The 20,545-nt window shown below is 70.2% G+C and carries 16 protein-coding genes and 1 tRNA gene; 8 read left to right on the plus strand and 9 right to left on the minus strand.

The window, feature by feature from the left end:
• The first annotated feature begins 177 nt into the window (after window positions 1-177).
• From GT358_RS03690 to GT358_RS03715, 6 genes are read left to right on the plus strand one after another with little or no spacing between them, the layout of a single operon-like run.
• The gene (locus GT358_RS03690; RefSeq protein WP_166581241.1) at window positions 178-1,056 is read left to right on the plus strand and encodes an NAD(P)-dependent oxidoreductase; all 879 of its coding nucleotides are present in this window, start codon (window positions 178-180) and stop codon (window positions 1,054-1,056) included.
• Entirely contained in the window at window positions 1,053-1,994 is a 942-nt protein-coding gene (locus GT358_RS03695; protein WP_166581242.1) for an isopenicillin N synthase family oxygenase, read from the plus strand. Before GT358_RS03690 ends, GT358_RS03695 begins: the two co-directional genes overlap by 4 nt.
• A 41-nt stretch (window positions 1,995-2,035) precedes the next feature.
• Window positions 2,036-2,674, plus strand: coding sequence for a DUF1007 family protein (locus tag GT358_RS03700; protein WP_166581243.1), 639 nt, complete (start codon window positions 2,036-2,038; stop codon window positions 2,672-2,674).
• 2 nt (window positions 2,675-2,676) lie between these two features.
• Window positions 2,677-3,588 (plus strand): nickel/cobalt transporter, encoded by a 912-nt coding sequence (locus GT358_RS03705; protein ID WP_371416211.1) that lies wholly within the window; start codon window positions 2,677-2,679, stop codon window positions 3,586-3,588.
• A 43-nt stretch (window positions 3,589-3,631) separates the two neighbouring features.
• Window positions 3,632-5,014, plus strand: coding sequence for an MATE family efflux transporter (locus GT358_RS03710; protein WP_166581244.1), 1,383 nt, complete (start codon window positions 3,632-3,634; stop codon window positions 5,012-5,014).
• On the plus strand, window positions 5,014-5,625 hold the full coding sequence (locus GT358_RS03715; RefSeq protein WP_166581245.1) for a DedA family protein: 612 nt from the start codon (window positions 5,014-5,016) through the stop codon (window positions 5,623-5,625). Before GT358_RS03710 ends, GT358_RS03715 begins: the two co-directional genes overlap by 1 nt.
• Before the next feature lie 4 nt (window positions 5,626-5,629).
• On the opposite strand, the gene GT358_RS03720 is transcribed toward GT358_RS03715, so the two are convergent.
• On the minus strand, window positions 5,630-6,049 hold the full coding sequence (locus tag GT358_RS03720; RefSeq protein WP_166581246.1) for a hypothetical protein: 420 nt from the start codon (window positions 6,047-6,049) through the stop codon (window positions 5,630-5,632).
• Window positions 6,046-7,248 carry a pyridoxal phosphate-dependent aminotransferase gene (locus GT358_RS03725; protein WP_166581247.1) on the minus strand — a complete coding sequence of 401 codons (1,203 nt, stop codon included), beginning with the start codon at window positions 7,246-7,248 and terminating at the stop codon, window positions 6,046-6,048. The genes GT358_RS03720 and GT358_RS03725 overlap by 4 nt, the downstream gene beginning before the upstream one ends.
• 69 nt (window positions 7,249-7,317) lie before the next feature.
• Here GT358_RS03725 and GT358_RS03730 point away from each other — a divergent pair, with 69 nt between their 5' ends.
• Window positions 7,318-7,590: a succinate dehydrogenase assembly factor 2 gene (locus tag GT358_RS03730; protein ID WP_166581248.1), complete on the plus strand. Its 273-nt coding sequence runs from the start codon at window positions 7,318-7,320 to the stop codon at window positions 7,588-7,590.
• Here GT358_RS03730 and GT358_RS03735 read toward each other — a convergent pair.
• The 7 genes from GT358_RS03735 to GT358_RS03765 form a co-directional block, all read right to left on the minus strand.
• Window positions 7,587-8,534 carry an ABC transporter permease gene (locus GT358_RS03735; RefSeq protein ID WP_166581249.1) on the minus strand — a complete coding sequence of 316 codons (948 nt, stop codon included), beginning with the start codon at window positions 8,532-8,534 and terminating at the stop codon, window positions 7,587-7,589. The two genes, GT358_RS03730 and GT358_RS03735, sit on opposite strands and share 4 nt — an antisense overlap.
• Window positions 8,531-10,045 carry a sugar ABC transporter ATP-binding protein gene (locus GT358_RS03740; RefSeq protein ID WP_166581250.1) on the minus strand — a complete coding sequence of 505 codons (1,515 nt, stop codon included), beginning with the start codon at window positions 10,043-10,045 and terminating at the stop codon, window positions 8,531-8,533. The genes GT358_RS03735 and GT358_RS03740 overlap by 4 nt, the downstream gene beginning before the upstream one ends.
• A gap of 46 nt (window positions 10,046-10,091) precedes the next feature.
• Window positions 10,092-11,015 (minus strand): substrate-binding domain-containing protein, encoded by a 924-nt coding sequence (locus tag GT358_RS03745; RefSeq protein WP_166581251.1) that lies wholly within the window; start codon window positions 11,013-11,015, stop codon window positions 10,092-10,094.
• A gap of 78 nt (window positions 11,016-11,093) precedes the next feature.
• The gene (locus tag GT358_RS03750; RefSeq protein ID WP_166581252.1) at window positions 11,094-12,557 is read right to left on the minus strand and encodes an FGGY-family carbohydrate kinase; all 1,464 of its coding nucleotides are present in this window, start codon (window positions 12,555-12,557) and stop codon (window positions 11,094-11,096) included.
• Window positions 12,558-12,628: 71 nt separating this feature from the next.
• Window positions 12,629-12,703, minus strand: a tRNA-Gly gene (locus GT358_RS03755).
• Window positions 12,704-12,818: 115 nt separating this feature from the next.
• On the minus strand, window positions 12,819-16,265 hold the full coding sequence (pyc, locus tag GT358_RS03760; protein ID WP_166581253.1) for a pyruvate carboxylase: 3,447 nt from the start codon (window positions 16,263-16,265) through the stop codon (window positions 12,819-12,821).
• Window positions 16,262-18,004 carry a cation:proton antiporter gene (locus GT358_RS03765; RefSeq protein ID WP_166581254.1) on the minus strand — a complete coding sequence of 581 codons (1,743 nt, stop codon included), beginning with the start codon at window positions 18,002-18,004 and terminating at the stop codon, window positions 16,262-16,264. Before GT358_RS03765 ends, pyc begins: the two co-directional genes overlap by 4 nt.
• A gap of 157 nt (window positions 18,005-18,161) precedes the next feature.
• On the opposite strand from GT358_RS03765, the gene GT358_RS03770 reads away from it, so the two are divergent.
• Complete coding sequence (locus GT358_RS03770; RefSeq protein WP_243730700.1) at window positions 18,162-20,534, plus strand: ATP-dependent helicase; 2,373 nt, start codon at window positions 18,162-18,164, stop codon at window positions 20,532-20,534.
• Window positions 20,535-20,545 lie beyond the last annotated feature (11 nt).

Consider the following 20,545-nt stretch of genomic DNA (forward strand, 5'->3'; position numbering starts at 1 on the left):
TCCTGCTCTGTTCCAACCACTATGGCAGGCGGATGCCGATGCCGCAACCGCTCCCGCTGCCGCAGATGGCGAGGGTATGCGGCGCGGGGAGCCTTTCGGACCCCGTCGGGGAGCAAGGTCTTGCCACACCTGCCGGGGCAGGGTTCACTCCCTCTGCGCGAGCCGTGAGGGGGGTCCATGCGCGTCTTCTTTACGGGCGGTTCCGGCAAGGCGGGCCGTCATGCCATTCCGGTCCTGCGCGAGGCGGGAATCGAAGTCACCAACGCCGATCTGGTTCCGCTCCGCCAGGAGGGTGTGCCGGATCTCCGGGTCGATCTGACCGACGCCGGCCAGGTGTTCAACGCCATGGCCTCGCCTGCCTCGGCTCTCGACCTCGACCGGACGCCGCGTCCCTACGACGCCGTGGTCCATTTCGCGGCCGTGCCGTCCATGTTCCTTGCAGCGGAATCCGAGATCTACCGGGTCAACGTGCTCTCCACCTTCAACGTCCTGGACGCGGCCACCAAGCTCGGGATCCGCAAGATCGTCCTCGCCTCCTCGGAGACGACCTATGGAATCTGCTTCGCCCAGGGCGAGGTGAAACCGGCCTACCTGCCCGTGGACGAGGACCATCCGACCGTTCCGCAGGACAGCTATGCGATGTCCAAGGTCGTCAACGAGGTGACGGCCCGCTCCTTCCAGGCGCGGACAGGCGCGGACATCTACGCCCTGCGCATCAACAACGTCATCGAGCCGCACGAGTATCTCGGCTTCGCGCAGCGCTGGCGCGAGCATCCGGAGACGCGGCGGCGCAATGTGTTCGCCTATATCGATGCCCGGGATCTGGGCCACATGGTGGAGCGCTGCCTGCGGACGGACGGCCTGGGTTATCAGGTCTTCAACGTCTCGAACGACGACACCTCGGTCGGCCTCGACAGCCCCGAACTGGCCCGGCGCTTCTATGATGGCGTGCCGTTCCGCAGACCCGTGGAGGGGTTCCAGACCTTCTACAGCAACGACAAGGCCACACGGCTCGTGGGCTTCACACCGCGGCATGGCTGGAGGGATCTGCCGTGAGCGGCCTGCGTCGGTGGGACCTGGGCGCGTGGGAAGCGTCGGATGGGGACGAGCGCCTCGCGCGCGCGGCCGAACTCGACGCCATCTGCCGGGATTCGGGCTTTCTGGTCCTGTCCGGGCACGGCGTTCCTCCCTCTGCCGTCCATGCCGTCCGGCAGGCTGTGCGATCCTTCTTCGACCAGCCTCCCGAAGCCAAGGCGCGCGTCGCGCCTGCGCCCGGCCAGCCCTATGGGTGGCTCGGACCGGATCGCGAGGCGCTTGCGCGATCGCGCGGAGAGCAGACGCCCCCGGACCTCAAGGAAAGCTTCAACGGCGGACCGCTCAGCATTCCCGAAGGTATCCCGGACCCTGACGCCTATGCGTTCTGCTATGCGCCGACGCCCTGGCCGGAGATCGCCGGCTTCCGCGAGGCCTGGGAGAACTATTACCGGATCATGGACGGCCTGGCCCGCCGGCTGATGCGGGCGATGGCAGCCGCCCTGAACCTGCCGGAGGACCATTTCGAGCCCTTCCTGCGGGCTCCGATCTCGGCCCTGCGCGCCTTGCACTACCCGGCGACGCCGGACACCATCCTGCCCGGCCAGCAGCGCGCGGGCGCGCATACCGATTACGGCTCGCTCACCATCCTTCTGCCCGGAGAGGGATCGCGCGGTCTGGAGATCCGCTCGCCCTCCGGACAATGGGAGGAGGTGATCGCGCCGCCGGGCTGCCTGGTCGTCAACATCGGGGACCTGATGGCGCGATGGACTGCCGGCCGCTGGGTGTCCACGCTCCACCGCGTCGTTGCCCATCCCGGCCAGCCCCCCCGGGACTCGCTGGCCTTCTTCCATCAGCCCGACTGGCAGGCCGAGATCAGGCCCCTCGACAGTGCTTCCACCGATCCGCCGGTCCGGTCAGGGCCCTACCTGATGGCGAAGTTCCGCGCGGCCGGAGCCTGAGCGGTTGCCGCCATGCCCCCGAGCCCGGTAGGGCAGGGGACATGAGAGCTTGGTCCGCCCTTCTGGTCCTGCTGCCGGTGGCAGCGACGGCTCACCCTCATGTCTTCGTGGACAGCCGGATGGAGGTCGTCCTGCGGGACGGTGCCGTGACGGCAGTACGGCTCACCTGGACCTATGACGCCTTCTTTTCCCTCATGCTGACGGAGGATCTCGGGCTCGATCCCGACGGCGACGGTGTTCTGACGGCGACGGAACTGGACATGCTTGCCGCCACGATCCTCGACTGGCCGCCCGAGTTCGGAGGGGATCTGGTGGTCAGCCGCGGCGGCGAGGAGGTCGCCCTCGGCCCCCGGCAGGATCACCGGCTGGACTTCGTCGATGGCCGGATGGTCGAGACGCATCTGCGACCTCTGGCCGCCCCGCTTCTGGCCGATCTGCCCGTGACGATCGAGAACTTCGATCCCTACTACTACGTCTCGTATACCGTTCATCCCGAGGTGATCCTGCATGGGGCAGAGGGTTGCGCGATGCGCCACGTCCCTGCCGATCCTCTCGCCGCCCAGGCGGAGATCGACCGCCTCTGGCAGGGCCTCGACATCGCCAATGCTCCGCCGGAGGTGACGCTGCCGCCTGTCGGCTATGCCTTTGCTGATCGGGTGGAAATCCTGTGCGGGGCTTGACGGTGTTCCTCGCCCTCGCGGCGCTCGCGGCGGCTGTCTGGCTGTGGGGGCTGGGCGGTGCGGACCGGCTCGCCTTCCGGGCGGCACAGGCGCAGCGCGAGGTGCAGGAGGCGATGGCATTCGCGTTGCGCGGCCTGCGGGCGGGCGAGGCGGGTGCGCTCCTGACACTCTGGGGTCTCTGCTTCGGATACGGGTTCCTTCATGCCGCGGGGCCGGGGCACGGCAAGTTCGTGATCGGCGCCATGGGACTGGGCCGCCGCATTCCTGCGGGGCGCCTTGTCGCCCTAGCTCTGGCCTCGTCGATGGCGCAGGCGGTCACGGCCGTGGCCCTGGTCGGGGCGGGTGTGCTCCTGCTCGGCTGGACGCAGGACCGGATGCAGCTCTTTGCCGATCACGGTCTGACGATCCTGAGCGCCTTCCTGATCGGCGGAGTCGGCCTGTGGCTGCTGTGGCGCGGGGGGCGCGGGCTGCACCGGCTGGCCGCACCCTCCCATCGTGCCGCACACCGCGCCTCCGGAGGGTCGCACCATCATCACGGACCTCATGTCTGCGCGAGTTGCGGGCATGCCCATGGCCCCAGTGCCGAGCAGGTCATGAGGGCGACCAACTGGAAGGAGGCGCTGGCGGTCGTCGGGGCCGTGGCGGCCCGGCCCTGCACCGGCGCCCTGTTCCTTCTGGTTCTGACCTGGCGCATGGGGATCTTCGCCGCCGGGATCGGCGGAGCCTTTGCGATGGCACTGGGGACGGCCACGGTCACCGTGGCCATTGCGGCAGGTGCGGCGGCCATTCGCGAGGGGGCCTTCCTCCACGTTGTCCGCGGCCCCGGCGCCGCACGGGTGCTGGGTGTGGCCGAGATGCTGGCAGGATTGCTCGTCCTCGCCATCGCGGTCGCTCTTCTGCGCCAGGCCGTCTGAGCCGCTCTGGACCCGGGGCTCCGCTGCGTCTATGTCGGGCGGCATGACCAGCACGCTCGCCCCCGACCGGGCCCCGGCCGTCGGCTTCGGGGGACATGCCCGCGCCCTGATGGGGCTGGCAGGGCCGCTGATCCTGTCGAACCTTGCAGGGTTTGCCATCGGGATCACCGACATCGTCCTCATGGGGTGGTACGATGTCGTGGGACTGGCCGGGATGGTCCTCGCGCATTCGCTGTTCTTCATCGTGTTTCTGACCGGCTCGGGCTTCGCGATCGCGGTGATGCCGCTGGTGGCCACCGCTGCCATCGAGGGCCGCGAGGGCGATGTCCGCCGCGTGACCCGGATGGGGCTGTGGCTGTCGCTCGGCTATTGCGCGCTGGCCATCCCTGTTCTTCTGCTGGCGGAGCCGTTCTTTCTGCTAATCGGTCAGGACCCGGCGGTTGCGGCCGAGGCCGGCCTCTACCTGCGCATCGGGGGTTGGGCCCTGCTGCCGGCTCTCGTGATCGCGGTGATGCGGTCGTTCCTGTCCGCGCTCGAGCGCACCTCCGTGCTCCTCTGGGTGACTGTCGCCATGGCGGTGCTCAACGCGATCTGGGCGTATGCCCTGATCTTCGGAGCCTGGGGTCTGCCGCGGATGGGGATCGCCGGCGCGGGCTGGGCCGCGCTCCTCACAAACCTGGCCGGGGCGGTCGCGCTCCTCGCCTACGGCGTCTGGCGGCTGCCCCATTATCGCCTGCTGCAGCGGCTCTGGCGGCCCGACTGGCCGATCCTGCTGCGGGTCGCGCGCATCGGCTGGCCCATCGGCGGGCAGCTTCTGGCCGAGGTCGGGCTCTTCGCCAGTTCGGCGGCCATGGTGGGCTGGATCGGGCCGGTCCAGCTCGCCGCGCACGGGATCGCGATGCAGCTCGCCTCGCTCGCCTTCATGGTGCATCTGGGGTTGTCTCAGGCGGCCACCGTGCGGACCGGGCAGGCCGTGGGACGCAGCGACCGGGTCGGGATGCGCCAGGGCGCCGTGGCGGCGGTGACCCTGTCGGGCGCCTTCGCCCTTCTGACGAGCGCGCTGTTCCTGCTCTGGCCCCGTGACCTCATCGGGCTGTTCGTGCGACCGGACGATCCGGCCCGGGCGGAGGTGATCGCGGTGGGCGCCATGCTTCTGGCCTTTGCCGCCCTGTTCCAGCTCTTCGATGGGGCGCAGATCGTCGCCATGGGCCTGCTGCGCGGCATCCAGGACACCGCCATCCCCCTGGCGATCGCCGCGCTCAGCTACTGGGGCATCGGGCTGACTGCGGCCTATGTTCTGGGCTTCGTCGCCGATCTGGCCGAGATCGGGGTCTGGCTCGGTCTCGTCATCGGTCTTGTCGCGGCATCGGTTCTGCTTCTGCTGCGATTTGCCGCGCTGTCCCGTCTTCCGGAAGGACGAGTCTGATGTTCGACTTCATCACGAACTGGATGGAGCAGGGCGGCCTGTTGGCGGTGGCCGGTCTCATGCTGCTCGAGAACCTGTTTCCGCCCATCCCGTCCGAACTGGTGATGCCGCTGGCCGGATACCTGGCCGCGACCGGGGCGATGGGGCTGGTGGCCGTCATTGTCGCCGGGACCTTCGGGGCGGTGCTGGGTGCGCTGTTCTGGTATGGTCTGGCGCGGAGCTGGGGCGAGCTGCGCTTCATGCGGTTCGTGGACCGTTGGGGTTTCCTTCTGACCATCACCCCCGATGAGGCCCGACGCGCCGTTCTCTGGTTCCGCCGATACGGCGCCGCAGCCGTGTTCCTGGGACGGATGGTGCCGACCGTGAGGACGCTCATCTCCATCCCTGCCGGGATCGTCGCGATGCCCCTGCTGCCGTTTCTGCTCTACACCGCAGCAGGCGCGTCGATCTGGACGGCGGGGCTGGCCGTGGCTGGATGGCTGCTCGGGTCCCAGTACGCGCTGGTCGAGGATTATGTAGACCCCTTCGCGGCTCTTGTCCTGTTCGTCGCCGCCGTCGTGTATGTCTATCGCGTCGGCCGTGCGCTGTGGCTGCGCCGCCGGGCGCGATGAGGGCCTATTCGGCGGCGTCGGCCGATCCGCGCATCAGACGCTCGGCCTTGCGCCGGACCAGCACCGTCCGCAGGTCGTGCATGGCCAGCAGCAGGGCATCCGTCACGGAGTCGAGCTGCGCGTCTGTGGCCTGCGACTGGGCCCACTGGGCCGTCAGGTTCAGCTGGTCGATCGTGCGGTGGATGTCGTCCACCTCGCGCCGCGCCAGAAGGGCCCGGCGGGAGCGCAGCCACTCGGCGATCGCCGCATGGTCCTCCTCGCTCAGCGTGCGCTCGCCGTTCGGACGGACATTGCCGTTGCGCACGTTGACGATGGCAATCAGGTCCATGTCGATCCGTCGCTGGCGGTTCTCGGTGTCGACCCGGAACACGGCCGCTCCGTTCTCCTTGATGCGGAAGTAGTAGGGTGGCAGCAGATCCGTCATCGCAAACCCTCGCAGAAGGCGCCGATCCGTTCGCAGGCGGCCACCAGCGTGTCCTCGTCGGTCGCGTAGCTCAGCCGGAAGGCCGGTGATCGCCCGAAGGCCGCCCCCGGCACGACGGCCACGCCGGTCTCCTCCAGAAGCGCCTCGCAGAACTCGACGTCGGTCCTGATGGCACGACCCTCCGCACTGGTCAGTCCGAGGCAGCCTTCGATGGACGGATAGACGTAGAACGCCCCGTCCGGTCTGGGACAGGTCAGCCCGTGCATGCGTCCGAGGCGCTCCACCACGAGGTCGCGGCGCCGCTGGAATGCCTTCCGGCTCGAGTCGATGAAGTCCTGCGGCCCGTCCAGTGCCGCGACGGCTGCCCATTGGCTGATCGAGCAGGGATTGGAGGTGCTCTGCGACTGGACCTTGGCCATGGCCCGGATCAGGGTCTCCGGGCCGCCTCCGTAGCCGATCCGCCAGCCAGTCATGGCATAGGCCTTGCTCACCCCGTTGACGGTCAGCGTCCGCTCCCGGAGGCGGGGCTCCACGGCCGCCATCGTGGCAAAGCGGCGATCGTCGAACAGCAGATGCTCGTAGATGTCGTCCGACAGGACCCAGACATGCGGGTGCCGCAGCAGCACGGTCGCCAGTCTGGCCAGATCCCCGTCGCCATACGCCGCACCGGTCGGGTTGGAGGGCGAGTTGAGGATCACCCACTTGGTCCGATCGGTGATCGCCGCGTCGAGTTCGTCGGCGCCCATCCGGAAACCCTGCTCGGGTCTCGTCTCGACCATCACGGCCGTTCCGCCAGCCAGGCGGACCATGTCGGGATAGCTCGTCCAGTAGGGGGCCGGGATCACCACCTCGTCCCCCGGATCGAGGGTGGCGACCAGCGCGTTGAACAGGACCTGCTTGCCGCCGCTGCCGACCGTGATCTCGCCCGGATCGTAGCGGAGGTTGTTGTCGCGACGGAACTTGTTTGCGATCGCCCGTTTCAGCTCCGGCATGCCGTCCACACCGGTATAGCGCGTCCGCCCCGACCGGATGGCTGCCATGCCGGCGTCGCGGATGTGATCGGGCGTGTCGAAGTCGGGCTCGCCCGCGGCCAGGCCGATCACGTCCCGACCTTCGGCCCGCAGGGCCGCCGCCCGGGCTGTCATGGCGATGGTGGCGGATGGCTTGACGCGGTCGAGGGCAGCGGAAAGGAAGGTCATGGCATCTCCGGGATCGCCGCGCAGTCTGGGCTGCGGCGCGGCGGCGGGCAAGCGGTGGAGGGACAGGAGATGGGCGAAAGCGACGCGGCGCGGCTCGGCCGCCTCAGGCACAGGTCGATGTGGCGCGGGATGCGCGAGATGGACCTGATCCTGCGCGACTTCGCCGATGCCGAACTCGACACGCTCGACGGACCGACCCTCGATGCGTTCGAGGCGCTTCTGGAGGAAAGCGACGCGGACCTCTTCGCCTGGATTTCCGGTATCGCCCTGCCGCCCGAGCGTCATGCGCCGCTGGTGGCGCGGCTGCGCGCCCGAGCGGTCGGACTGACCCGCCCGCCCTAGCCGCGGCTGAGCCCGAGTCGCGAGGATGCCACGGCGGCCAGGATGATGGCCCCCACGAGAATCTGACGGACGTAGCTGTCCACCGCCAGCTGGGTCAGCCCGTTGTTGAGCGTGGCCAGGATCAGCACGCCCACCAGCGTCCCGAAGATCCGCGGTTCGGACTCCTCGCTCATCGTCATGCCGAGAAACACGGCAGCGATCGCGTCGAGCATCAGTCCGTCGCCCTGTGTCGGGTTGGCCGAAGCAACCCGGCTGGCATACATCAGCCCGGCCATTGCCGCCCCGAGGCCTGTGATGGCGAAGGCGGACGCCCTCAAGGGCCGGACCCTGATCCCCGCCAGACGCGCGGCCTCCGCATTGCCGCCGATCGCATAAAGCCTGCGGCCGTAGCTCGTGTGCTCGAGCAGCACCCACAGCACGAGGAGAACGGCCAGGGCCACCAGCGTCAGATTGGGGATCCGCAGCCCCACGATCTCCACGCCCCCGCGGGCGAACGCGCCAAAGCCCGCCGGAATGGCCCCGCCGAAGATCGTCCGGCCCCCGCTCACCAGAAAGGACGACCCGGAAAAGATCGTCAGCGTTCCGAGCGTCGCGACAAAGGGGAGGATTCCCAGATAGGCCACCAGGACCCCGTTGACGACGCCGCCTGCCAGCCCGACCGCCAGGGCGGCGGCAATCCCTGCCGGGATGGACCAACCCGCCGCAAAGAGGCTCGCCGCGACCACTCCCGCGAGCGACGCCATTGCCCCCACCGACAGGTCGAAATCGCCCATCGCCATTACGGCGGTCATCGCAAAGGCCACCACGGCAAGCATCGAGACCTGCTGCGTGATGTTGAGGAGGTTGCGAGCGGTGGGGAAGGTCCCCGGCAGCGCCACGGAGAAGCCGACGAGGATGGCCGCGAACCCCAGAAGAGTCGCATAGCGGCGCAGCGAAGCGGTCATGCGGCGGCGGGCTCCGGGTCCTCGCCGAAGATCAGCGACAGGAGGTCGGCGCGTTGGAGACCGGTGGCGGAGACCAGCGCCGTCTGCCGGCCGCCGCGCAGCACGAGGATACGATCGGACAGGGAGAGGACCTCGGACAGGTCCGAGGAGGCGAGGAGGGCCGCAGCGCCGTTGCGGGTCAGGCTGCGGATTGCGGCGTAAATGTCCTCTCGCGCACCGACATCGACACCGCGCGTCGGCTCGTCGAGCAGCAGGAGCCGGGGTTGGGCCATGATCGCGCGTCCCAGCACCACCTTCTGCTGGTTGCCGCCCGAGAGCGCCCGGACCGGCTGAGACAGCGAGGCGCAGCGCAGCCGCAGCGCCTCCCTCATGGCAGAGGTCCGCCGCATCTCCAGGCGTGGCCGGGACAATCCGGCGAGCGACAGCCGCGCCAGATGCGGCAGCACCATGTTGGCGACGATCGACCGGCCAGGCATCAGTCCCTGCTGTCGCCGGTCCCGCGGAACATAGGCGATGCCTCTGGCCCACGCTTCGGACGGCGTCCGGGGCAGGCACCGCCCCAGCAGGATCGCCTCCCCGTGCAGGAGTCGGCCCTCGCCGAGGAGCAGATGCAGCAGGTCGGACTGCCCCGCTCCCTCCAGGCCCACCACGCCCAGCACCTCCCCCGCCTGCAACGTCAGGGTCAGATCGGACAGGCGATCCGTCGTCGCCCCTGCTAGACGGAGCACGGTCCGGGTCCCGGTGGAAGGCGGGCGGCCGACCTCGTCCTGCGGAATCTCGCGCCCCGTCATGGCCCGGATGATGTCGGCGCGCGCGACCTGCGGCATGGGGGCGGCCAGAACCGTGCGGCCGTCCCGCAGCACGGTCACGCGATCGGCCAGGGCCATCACCTCGTCGAGGCGGTGGGACACGTACAGGACGCCCGCGCCGCGGTCGCACAGATCCTTCAGGATCGCGAAGAGGCGCTCGGCCTCGCGCTGGGTCAGGGCGGCTGTCGGCTCGTCCAGCACGTAGAACCGGGGCGGTGAGTCGGCAGCCACGAGGAGAGCGGCCAGCCGGATCAGCATCCGGTCGCCAGTCGGAAGCCGGCCGGCCTGGATGCGCGGGTCGATATGTGCGGCGCCGAAGCGGCGGAGCGCCTCGGCCGCCTGCTCCTCGAGCCGCTTCCAGTCGATCAGCGCCCCGAACCGGCGGGGCGAGGAGCGGCCCAGCATGACGTTCTCGGCCACGCTGAGGGTTGGCACGATGTTGAGTTCCTGGTGGACGAACCGCAATCCCGCGCGCTGCGCGTCAGCCGGCGTGTCGAGCGGAACAGGCGTGCCGTCGAGCAGGACCTCCTGGGCATCGGCGGGCGTCACGCCCGCAAGGATCCGGATGAGCGTGCTCTTGCCGGCGCCGTTCTCCCCCATCAGCGCGTGGATCTCTCCGGAGCGCAACTCGAGCGACGCCTCCCGCAGCACGGGGGCACTGCCATAGGCCTTGCGAAGGCCGCGGATGGAGAGCAGCGACATGCGACGACTTGGAGGTCGGAGCGCCGGCGGCGCTCCGCCATGGTTATCATTCGGCCGCGTTGGCCTGGGTGACGAGCCTGGCCGGAACGAAGATCACCTTCTCGCGCAGATCCTCCCCCGCGAGCAGGCGCGCGGTCGCGTCCGCCACCGCCCGGCCGATCCCCTCGAAGTCCTGCGCGACGGAGGCCTCGAAGGGACCCCCGGCGGCGATCGCCTCGCGCGCCTGCGGATTGGCGTCGATGCCGGTGATGACGATCCCTTCGTCGGCGCGGCCGGCATCCTCGATGGCCTGGAGCGCCCCAAGCGCCGGCTGGTCCCAGGCCGCCCAGACCGCGTCGATGGACCCGGGCTCCGGGTTGGCGGCCAGAATGGCTTCCATGCGCGCGCGGCTGTCGGCGATCCCGCCGTCCTGAACGTCCGGCGTGACGCGGTCGATCACCTCGATGTCGGGATGATTGGCGAAGATGGCGTCGGCGATCACACCCCTCTGCTGGACAGGCGGGAAGGGGTCGAAGACGAACATGACCACGCGGCCCGATCCATTCAGCCGGTTGACCACATAGGCGGCCGTCTCCGCGGCCATGGCGTAGCCGTTGGAGGTCACGTTGGTGGCGAGCAGCGGGTGGGCGCCCGCATCCATGCCGATGACCGGAATGCCGGCGGCCTGCGCCTCGATCAGTCCCGCCTCGACCTGCGCGGGATCGACATTGATGACGATCGCATCGACGCCCTGGGTCGCGGCATCCTCCAGCCGCGACACGACGGCCGCGATGTCGCCGGCGGTGTCCACCACATTCACCTGCCAGCCACGTGCCTCGGCCTCGGCCCGGAAGCCGTCGAGATAGAATTGCGTGCCCGGCTGCGCCAGATAGGGTGTGATGACCGTCACGCGCTCCTGCGCCGTCGCGGCCGACGCGCCTGCTGCCAGAGCCGCCGCCAGGGTCCAGCCAGTCCACCGATGTGACGTCATCTTCTCCCCTCCCGTCCGCACGGCCCCCCCGGCCGGCGCGCGGACTGTAGCGGGGCTTTGCAAGGAAAGGCCAGACCTTCAGAGCGTGCGCCGCGACAGGACCTTGTTCAGCGGCCGCAATGCCTCCCAGGCGGGCCTGTAGAGGTCGAACAGTTCGGCGTGACGCGCCGCCCGGATGGGATCGGGCTCGAAGGTCCGGTCCCATCGCACCAGATCGCGCACGCCCTCCCGGACGCCCGGGCGCAGGCCCGCCGCGACGGCCGCCAGGACGGCCGCGCCCGTCAGTCCTGTATCCGCGACCGCCGCCCGACGCAGGGACCGACCCATCACGTCCGCGCGGACCTGTGCCCAGACATCCGACCGGAAACCTCCGCCCCCGCAGAGGAGGGTCTCCGCCCGCCGGCCGGTCGAGCGGTCGAGGGCCTCGACCAGCAGCCGGGCCGAGAGTGCGACTCCGATCATGACGCCGAGCACGAGGGCTTCGCGGCCCGTCCCAGCGTCCAGCCCCAGAAAGGCCCCGCGCGCCTCCGGATCCCAGAGCGGCGCCCGCTCGCCGGCCAGGTGCGGCAGAAACAGGGGTGCCGCAAGGTCCGGTCCTGCCGCTTCCACCGACGCGATGAGGGCGTCGGGCGAGGACTCCAGCACCCGCGAGAGCCACAGGAGCGACGCCCCCCCGGATTGCGTCGGACCAGCATGGACGCGAAGCCCCCAGAGCGGCGGAAAGACGAGGATTCCCGCCTCGCCGCTCGGCGTGTCGGCGGCGGCGGCGAGCACTTCGCTCGTGCCCGAGAGCCAGAGCGCGTCGCCGTCCTCGCTCAGGCCCGCCCCCAGAAAACCGGCCCAGGCATCCATGATCCCGACCGCCACGGGAACCGAGCGGCCGTCGAGCCGCGCTTCTCCGGCCACGGCCTCCGGGCTCCGCAGCGGCGGCAGGCGTTCGGAAGCGCCCGGCACCAGGGCGAGAAGGTCGTCCGGATAGCGCAGGTCGCTGCCGACGAGCCCGATATGGGAGAACGGATCGCTCAGCCGTTCTCCCGTCAGGGCCAGCAGAAGGACATCCTTGGGCAGCAGCACCGAGGCGGTCCGATCCCAGATCTCCGGCTGGTGCCGTCCCACCCAAGCCATGCGGGCCAAGGCATGGCTGGCATCGATTCCCATCGGCGTGCCCCACCACCGCACCCGATCCTCCCGGGCGATCCGGGCATCCAGCGAGGCCGCCTCCTCTGCGGCGCGGGTATCCTGCCACAGGATGGCCGGCGCCAGAGCCCGTCCGTGCCGATCCACGAAGACATGGGTGTTGACCTGCGAGGTGATCCCGATGGCCGCCACGTCGCCGAGCAGCCCCTGGGCGCGCAGGCCCGCAAAGGCGGTCTCCATCGCCCGGCGCCACTCGTCCGCGTCCTGCTCGACCACGCCGCCCAGGCGACGGTGCAAGGTCAGGGGAAGCGTGGCCCCCGTCACAAGCCGGCCGTCGGGTTCGAACAGCCCCCATTTCAGGGCCGATGTCCCGAGGTCAAAGGCCAGGATCCGCTCGCCCGCCATCGCATCCCCCCCGTTTCGCGGATGCGGGTCAAGCATTGCCCGGACGTGGGCGCAAGGGGCTGCGGGGCGATTGGAGCGGGCGAAGGGATTCGAACCCTCGACCCCAACCTTGGCAAGGTTGTGCTCTACCCCTGAGCTACACCCGCCCGCTCCGTGGAGGGCTATCTAGCCGGAGCTGCGGGCGGCCGCAAGGGGGGTGGCTCTCCCTCCTGCGCGGACCTTGCGCCATTCGGAACCCCACGGTCGGCAAGCCCTCCTCCGTCAGCCCTCGATCTCCACCAGCAGGTCCTTGGCGTCGATCTGTTCGCCGGGCCGGACATGGACGGCGCGCACGGTGCCGGCCCGGTCGGCATGGATGCCGGTTTCCATCTTCATCGCCTCGATGGTCAGCAGAAGGTCCCCCGGCTGCACCGGCTTGCCCGGCTGGGCGGCCACGGTGGACACGACGCCGGGCATCGGGGCGCCGACATGGGCGGGGTTGCCGGCTTCGGCCTTCGGTCTGCGCGAGGACAGCGCCGCGGCCTTGCGATCCGGCACGCGCACCGTCCGCGGCTGGCCGTTCAGTTCGAAGAACACCCGCACCTCGCCCTCGGCGTTGGTCTCGCCCACGGCCTGCAGGCGGATCTCGAGCGTCTTGCCCGGGTCGATCTCGACGCTGATCTCCTCGCCCGGCTCCATGCCGTAGAAGAAGGTGCGGGTGGGCAGCGTCCGCACGGGCCCGTAGGTCTTGTGACGCGCCCGGTAGTCGAGGAAGACCTTGGGATACATCAGGTATCCGTTGAGATCCTCGTCGTCCACCTCCTCGCCGCCCAGTTCGGCCGAGAGCTTGGCGCGCTCCGCCTCGAGATCCACCGGCGGCAGGCGCGCGCCCGGCCGTCCGTCGTCGGGCACCTCGCCCTTCAGCACCTTGCGCCGGATTCCTTCGGGCCAGCCGCCGGGGGGCTGACCCAGATTGCCGCGCATCATGTCCACGACCGAGTCGGGAAAGGCCACCTCCACTGCCGGGTCCTCGACCTGCTCGCGCGTGAGGCCCTGCGCCACCATCATCAGCGCCATGTCCCCCACGACCTTGGAGGAGGGCGTGACCTTCACGATGTCGCCGAACATCATGTTGGCGTCCGCATAGGCCTGCGCCACCTCGTGCCAGCGCTCCTCGAGGCCGAGCGAGCGCGCCTGGGCCTTGAGGTTGGTGAACTGCCCGCCCGGCATCTCGTGGAGATAGACCTCGGAGGCAGGGGCCTGGAGGCCCGCCTCGAAGGCGGCGTACTGGCCGCGCACCGCCTCCCAGTAGTTGCTGATCGTGCGGATGGCGGCGATGTCGAGGCCGGTGTCGCGCTCGGTGCGCCGGAGCGCCTCCACCAGCGAGCCGAGACAGGGTTGCGAGGTGTTGCCCGACAGCGAGTCCATCGCGGCGTCCACCGCCTCCACCCCCGCCTCGGCCGCGGCGAGAACGGTCGCGATCGCGGCCCCGGACGTGTCGTGGGTGTGGAAGTGGATGGGCAGGCCCACCTCGGCCTTCAGCGCGCGGAACAGCACGCGTGCCGCGGGCGGCTTGAGCAGGCCCGCCATGTCCTTGAGCCCGAGGACATGCGCCCCTGCCGCCTCGAGCTCGCGCGCCATGCGGATGTAGTAGTTCAGGTCGTACTTGGCCCGGTCGGGGTCGAGGATGTCGCCCGTGTAGCAGATCGCCGCCTCGCAGACCTTGTCCGCCTCGAGGACGGCATCCATGGCCACGCGCATGTTTTCGACCCAGTTGAGGCTGTCGAAGACGCGGAACACGTCCACGCCGGACCGCGCCGCCTGGTGGACGAAGGCGCGCACCACATTGTCGGGATAGTTGGTGTAGCCCACCCCGTTCGAGGCGCGCAGCAGCATCTGCGTCATGATGTTGGGTAGACGCGCGCGGATGTCGCGCAGCCTCTGCCAGGGGCATTCCTGCAGGAAGCGGTAGGCCACGTCGAAGGTGGCGCCCCCCCAGCACTCCACCGAGAACAGCCCCGGCAGCAGGGCGGCATAGGCGGGTGCGGCGCGGATCATGTCGATCGAGCGCATCCGCGTGGCCAGAAGCGACTGGTGTCCGTCGCGCATGGTCGTGTCGGTGACGAGAAGGCGCGTCTGGCCCTTCATCCACTCGGCCACCGCGCCCGGGCCCTTTTCCTCCAGAAGCTGGCGCGTGCCCGCCTGCCAGGTTCCCAGGGTCTCGACCGGCGGGCGGGGCGCCCGGGCCTCGGCCGGAGGACGGGGGCGGCCCGCCGTCTCGGGGTGGCCGTTCACCGTCACGTCGGCGATGTAGGTCAGAAGGCGGCTCGCGCGGTCGCGGCGGGCGGCGAAGCGGAACAGCTCGGGCGTCGTGTCGATGAACTTGGTGGTGTACTCGTTCGACAGGAAGGTGGGGTGCTTGAGCAGGTTCACCACGAAGTCGATGTTGGTGCTCACGCCCCGGATGCGGAACTCGCGCAGGGCGCGGTCCATGCGGGCAATGGCCATCTCGGGCGTGGGCGCGCGCGCGGTGACCTTGGTGAGCAGCGAGTCGTAGAAGCGCGTGATGACCGCCCCCGAATAGGCCGTGCCGCCGTCGAGCCGGATGCCGGGGCCGGTGGCCGAGCGGTAGGTCTGGATGCGGCCGTAATCGGGGATGAAGTTGTTGGTCGGGTCCTCGGTCGTCACGCGGCACTGGAGCGCGTGGCCGAGCAGCGGCACGTCCTGCTGCCGGGCGATGCCGGTCGCCTCGGGCAGGGTCTTGCCCTCCTCGATGAGGATCTGGGCGCGGACGATGTCGATGCCCGTGACCTCCTCGGTGACGGTATGCTCGACCTGGATGCGGGGGTTGACCTCGATGAAGTAGAAGGCGCCCGTGTCCATGTCCTGGAGGAATTCGACGGTGCCCGCGCATTCGTAGCCGACCGAGCGGCAGAGCCGCACGGCCATGGCGCAGACCTCCTCGCGCTGTTCGGGCGAGAGATAGGGGGCGGGGGCGCGCTCGACGACCTTCTGGTTGCGCCGCTGCACGGTGCAGTCGCGCTCCCACAGGTGCCAGACCTCTCCGGTCTTGTCGCCGAGGATCTGCACCTCGACGTGGCGGGCGCGGGGGATCATCTTCTCGAGATAGCCCTCGCCGTTGCCGAACGCAGCCTCGGCCTCGCGCCGGCCCTCGCGGACCTTGGCCTCGAGCTCGTCCTCCGAGAGGATCGGGCGCATCCCGCGCCCGCCGCCCCCCCAGGATGCCTTGAGCATCAGGGGGTAGCCGATAGCGGCCGCCTGGCGGCGGACCTCGGCCATGTCCTCGCCCAGCACCTCGGTCGCGGGGATCACCGGCACGTCGGCCGCGATGGCCGCGCGGCGGGCCGAGGCCTTGTCGCCCAGCGCGCGCATGGTCGCGGCGCTGGGGCCGATGAACACGATCCCCTCAGCCTCGCAGGCATCCACCAGCGCGGGGTTCTCGGACAGCAGGCCGTAGCCGGGATGGATCGCGTCCGCGCCCGACATCTTGGCCACGCGGATGATCTCGGGGATGGAGAGATAGGCGGCCACGGGGCCCAGGCCTTCGCCGATGCGATAGGCCTCGTCGGCCTTGAAGCGGTGCAGGCCGAGCTTGTCCTCCTCGGCATAGACGGCGACGGTGCGCTTGCCCATCTCGTTGGCGGCGCGCATGACGCGGATGGCGATCTCGCCGCGGTTGGCGATGAGGATCTTGCTGAATTCGGTCATGGCGCCCCCCGGGAAGTCGGGGGCAGATTAGGCTCGCCGCGCTGCGGCGCAAGGGCCGCTGCGGCAACGGGCCGGGGACCGATCCGCTCCTCGATCCGGGCAGCAGCGAAGTCGGCCGCGTCGCGGAAGGGTTCAAGGAGGAGGGTGGCGCCGCGGGCGAGGAGGGGCGCCGCCGCCTCGGCCCTGTCCACGCCGAGGACCACCTCGCCGCCGAAGGCGGCCGAGCGCAGGCCGTGCAGGAGCACCATCTGGGGATCGGCATCGGTGAGCGGGCCGACCGTGCGCGGGACGGCCGAGATGACGGCACGCGCCTGGGCCAGCGGCAGGTGGGCCGGAAACTCGGGGTCGGTGATGTCGCCGAACACCCCCTCGTGCCCCCTGTCCCGCCAGGCCTGGAGCGCCTCGGGGTCGAAATCGACACCGAGGACGCGGTAGCCGTGCGCCTCCAGACGCTCGCCGATGGCGGCGCCGTAGCGGCCCAGCCCGAACAGGATCACGTCGAAGGGCCGGTCGTGCGGCGCTTCGGGAACGTCGCGCTCCCGGAAGGGGTCGCGCCGCTCGAAGGGCCGCAGGAGGGGCTCGATGCGGTCGTAGAGCGCGTGGGAATAGGTGATCATGTAGACCGAGAGCGCGATCGTCACGAGACCGACAAGCGTGACGAGGCCCATCGCATCGGGCGAGACATGGCCGAGGGCGAGGCCCATCGCCATGAAGATGAGCGAGAATTCGGAAATCTGGGCGACCGTCAGGCCAGCGAGAAAGCCCGTACGGCGCCGATAGCCCATATAGCCCATGATCGCCACGACGATCAGCGGGTTGCCCACGAGAACGAAGACCGACAGGACCAGCGCCGGTCCGACCTGAGCCCCCAAGGCCGAGAGGTCGAGCTGCGCGCCCAGCCCGAGAAAGAAGAACAGCAGCAGGAAGTCCCGCAAGGGCGCCAGGCGCGAGCCGATGGCGTCGCGGAAGGGTGTGGAGGCGAGAGCCACGCCGGCCAGGAGCCCCCCCAGTTCCTTGCCGAAGCCGACCGCGTCCCCCAGCGCCGCGAGGCTTGCGGCCCAGCCCACGGCCGAGACCACCATCAGCTCGGGCGAGCGCGCGAGCGCCGTCAGCGCAGGCGTGGCGAGAAAGCGCGCGAACAGGAGCGTGGCCCCCAGCATCCCGAGGCCACCGAGGAGGACCCGCGCCACCTCGGCCCCGCCGCCGGTCGCAGCGCCCACGCCGAGGGCCGAGAGCGTGACCATCGCCAGAACCACGACGATGTCCTGCACGATCAGGAAGCCCAGAGCGATCTTGCCGTGCAGCGCGGCGATCTCGCGCTTGTCCGAGAGGAGCTTGACCACGATGATCGTGGAGGAAAAGGTCAGTGCCACCGCGACGTAGAGCGAGGTGAGCGGGTCGAGCCCCAGGAGCAGGCAGAGGACGAAGCCGATCGCGGCGGTAAAGCCCACCTGTCCCAGGCCGGTGGCGACCGACACGGCGCCCAGGCTGCGCACGAGACCCAGATCGAGCTTCAGCCCGACCAGGAACAGCAGCACCGCGATGCTGATCTGGCTCAGCACCTCGATGTGCTCGGTCGAGCGGGCGAGGCCCAGCGCGTCGGGCCCGGCGAGCACGCCCACCGCGATGAAGGCCACCACCAGCGGCTGGCGCAGGAGCAGGCCTGCGAAGCCCACCACGGAGGCCAGCAGCGTGAGCAGGGCCAGTTCGGAGAAGACGCTGGCAAGGGCAAGGTCCATGGCAGGTCCTTCTGCGCGGGGACATCCCTTGTTTCCGAGGGGTGGCGGGCCTGTCCAGACGCTCCGCCATGCCGCGGCGTCCCGTCCGGATCGGAACGGATCGCGAACGGGCGCTTTCCTTGCACGGCGGGGGCGGCTATCCTGCGGGGCCATGAGCATGTCACCCGACCTTCCGCTGTCGCGCCGCGCCGCGGCCGTCCCGCCCGCGCCCTCGGGTCCCTGGCTCGAGGGGCTGAACCCCGCCCAGCGTGCCGCGGTGGAGGCGCTGGAGGGGCCGGTGCTGATGCTGGCCGGCGCCGGGACGGGCAAGACGCGGGCCCTGACGGCCCGGATCGCGCATCTGCTGGCCGCGGGGCGCGCCCGGCCCAACGAGATCCTGGCCGTCACCTTCACCAACAAGGCCGCGCGCGAGATGCGCGACCGGATCGGGCGCCTGCTGGGCCGGGCGGTGGAGGGGATGCCCTGGGTGGGCACGTTCCACGCCATCGGCGTCAAGCTCCTGCGGCGGCACGCGGAACTGGCGGGGCTGAAGGCGAACTTCACCATCCTGGACACCGACGACCAGGTGCGGCTGCTGCGCCAGCTGATCCAGGCCGCGGGTATCGACGAGAAGCGCTGGCCTGCGCGGCAGCTCGCGCATGTCATCGACGGCTGGAAGAACCGCGCCTGGATGCCCGACTCGGTGCCCGCGGCCGAGCACGGGGCGTTCGACGGGCGGGCCGTGTCCCTCTATGCGGCCTATCAGGCGCGGCTGCGCGACCTCAATGCCGCGGATTTCGGCGACCTGCTGCTGCACTGCATCCGCATCTTCCGCGAGCATGACGACGTGCTGGAGCAGTACCGGCGCTGGTTCCGCTACATCCTGGTGGACGAGTACCAGGACACCAACGTGGCCCAGTACGTCTGGCTGCGCCTTCTGGCGGACGGACACCGCAACATCTGCTGCGTGGGCGACGACGACCAGTCGATCTATGGCTGGCGCGGCGCGGAGGTGGGCAACATCCTGCGCTTCGAGACGGACTTTCCGGGCGCGACCGTGATCCGGCTGGAGCAGAACTACCGCTCGACGCCGCATATCCTGGCCGCGGCCTCGGCGCTGATCTCGGCCAATCAGGGGCGGCTGGGCAAGACGCTGTGGACCGAGATCGGCGAGGGCGAGAAGGTCCGCCTGATCGGGCACTGGGACGCCGAGGAGGAGGCGCGCTGGATCGGCGAGGAGATCGAGGCCATGGCGCGGGGCACGCGCGGGATGGACCCGATCCGGCCCGACGGAGTGGCGATCCTGGTGCGCGCGTCCCACCAGATGCGCGCCTTCGAGGACCGGTTCCTGACCATCGGCCTGCCCTACCGGGTGATCGGCGGCCCGCGCTTCTACGAGCGCCAGGAGATCCGGGACGCGCTGGCCTATCTGCGGCTGGTCGTGAGCCCCGACGACGACCTGGCCTTCGAGCGGATCGTCAACGTCCCCAAGCGGGGTCTGGGCGACAAGGCGGTGCAGACGATCCAGGTGGCGGCGCGGAGCAACGGCGTCTCGCTGCTGGAGGGCGCGCGGATCGCGGCGGAGACGCGGCTGATCCCCGGCCGGGGCGGGCAGGCGCTGCGCGAGCTGGTCGAGGCGGTCGGCCGCTGGCACCGGCAGGCCGTCGAGGAGCCCGACACGCATGTGGAGCTGGCGCAGCAGATCCTGGACGAATCGGGCTACACCGCGATGTGGCAGGCCGAGAAGTCGCCGGACGCGGCCGGACGCCTCGAGAACCTCAAGGAGCTGGTCAAGGCGCTGGAGGGGTTCGACAGCCTGCAGGGATTCCTCGAACATGTTGCGCTGGTCATGGAGAACGAGGCCGAGGGCGGCGAGGAGAAGGTCACGATCATGACGCTGCACGCGGCCAAGGGCCTCGAGTTTCCGGCGGTGTTCCTGCCCGGCTGGGAGGAGGGGCTGTTCCCCAGCCAGCGCAGCCTGGACGAGGGGGGGCTGAGGGGCCTCGAGGAGGAGCGGCGGCTGGCCTATGTGGGGCTGACGCGGGCCGAGCGGGTGGCGACGATCACCTTTGCGGGCAACCGGCGCGTGCACGGGCAGTGGCAGAGCCAGATGCCCAGCCGCTTCATCGACGAGCTGCCGGCCGAGCATGTGGAGGTGCTGACGCCGCCGGGCCTCTATGGCGGAGCCTACGGGGCGGCGGGGATGGGGTTCGCCGCCTCGCCCGTGCTGCGGATGGGGGCCGAATCGGCCCTCCACGAGCGGGCGGCGCGGGCGGACGTCTACGCGAGCCCCGGCTGGCGGCGGATGCAGGAGCGACAGGTGGCGCGGATGGGGCGCGAGCCGGCGGAGGCGCGGGGGCTGGTCATCCAGGGCACGGCCGTGCCGGTCTTTGCCCCCGGCGCGCGGGTGTTCCACCAGAAGTTCGGCTATGGCCGCGTGACGGGGGCCGAGGGCGACAAGCTGGACGTGGCGTTCGAGAAGGCCGGGCCCAAGAAGGTGGTCGCGCGATTCGTCACCGCCGCCGACGGGTCGGAGGACGTGCCGTTCTGAGAGGGGCAGGG

This window comes from Rubellimicrobium sp. CFH 75288 (genome assembly GCF_009904055.1).
Taxonomy (GTDB): Bacteria; Pseudomonadota; Alphaproteobacteria; order Rhodobacterales; family Rhodobacteraceae; genus Rubellimicrobium.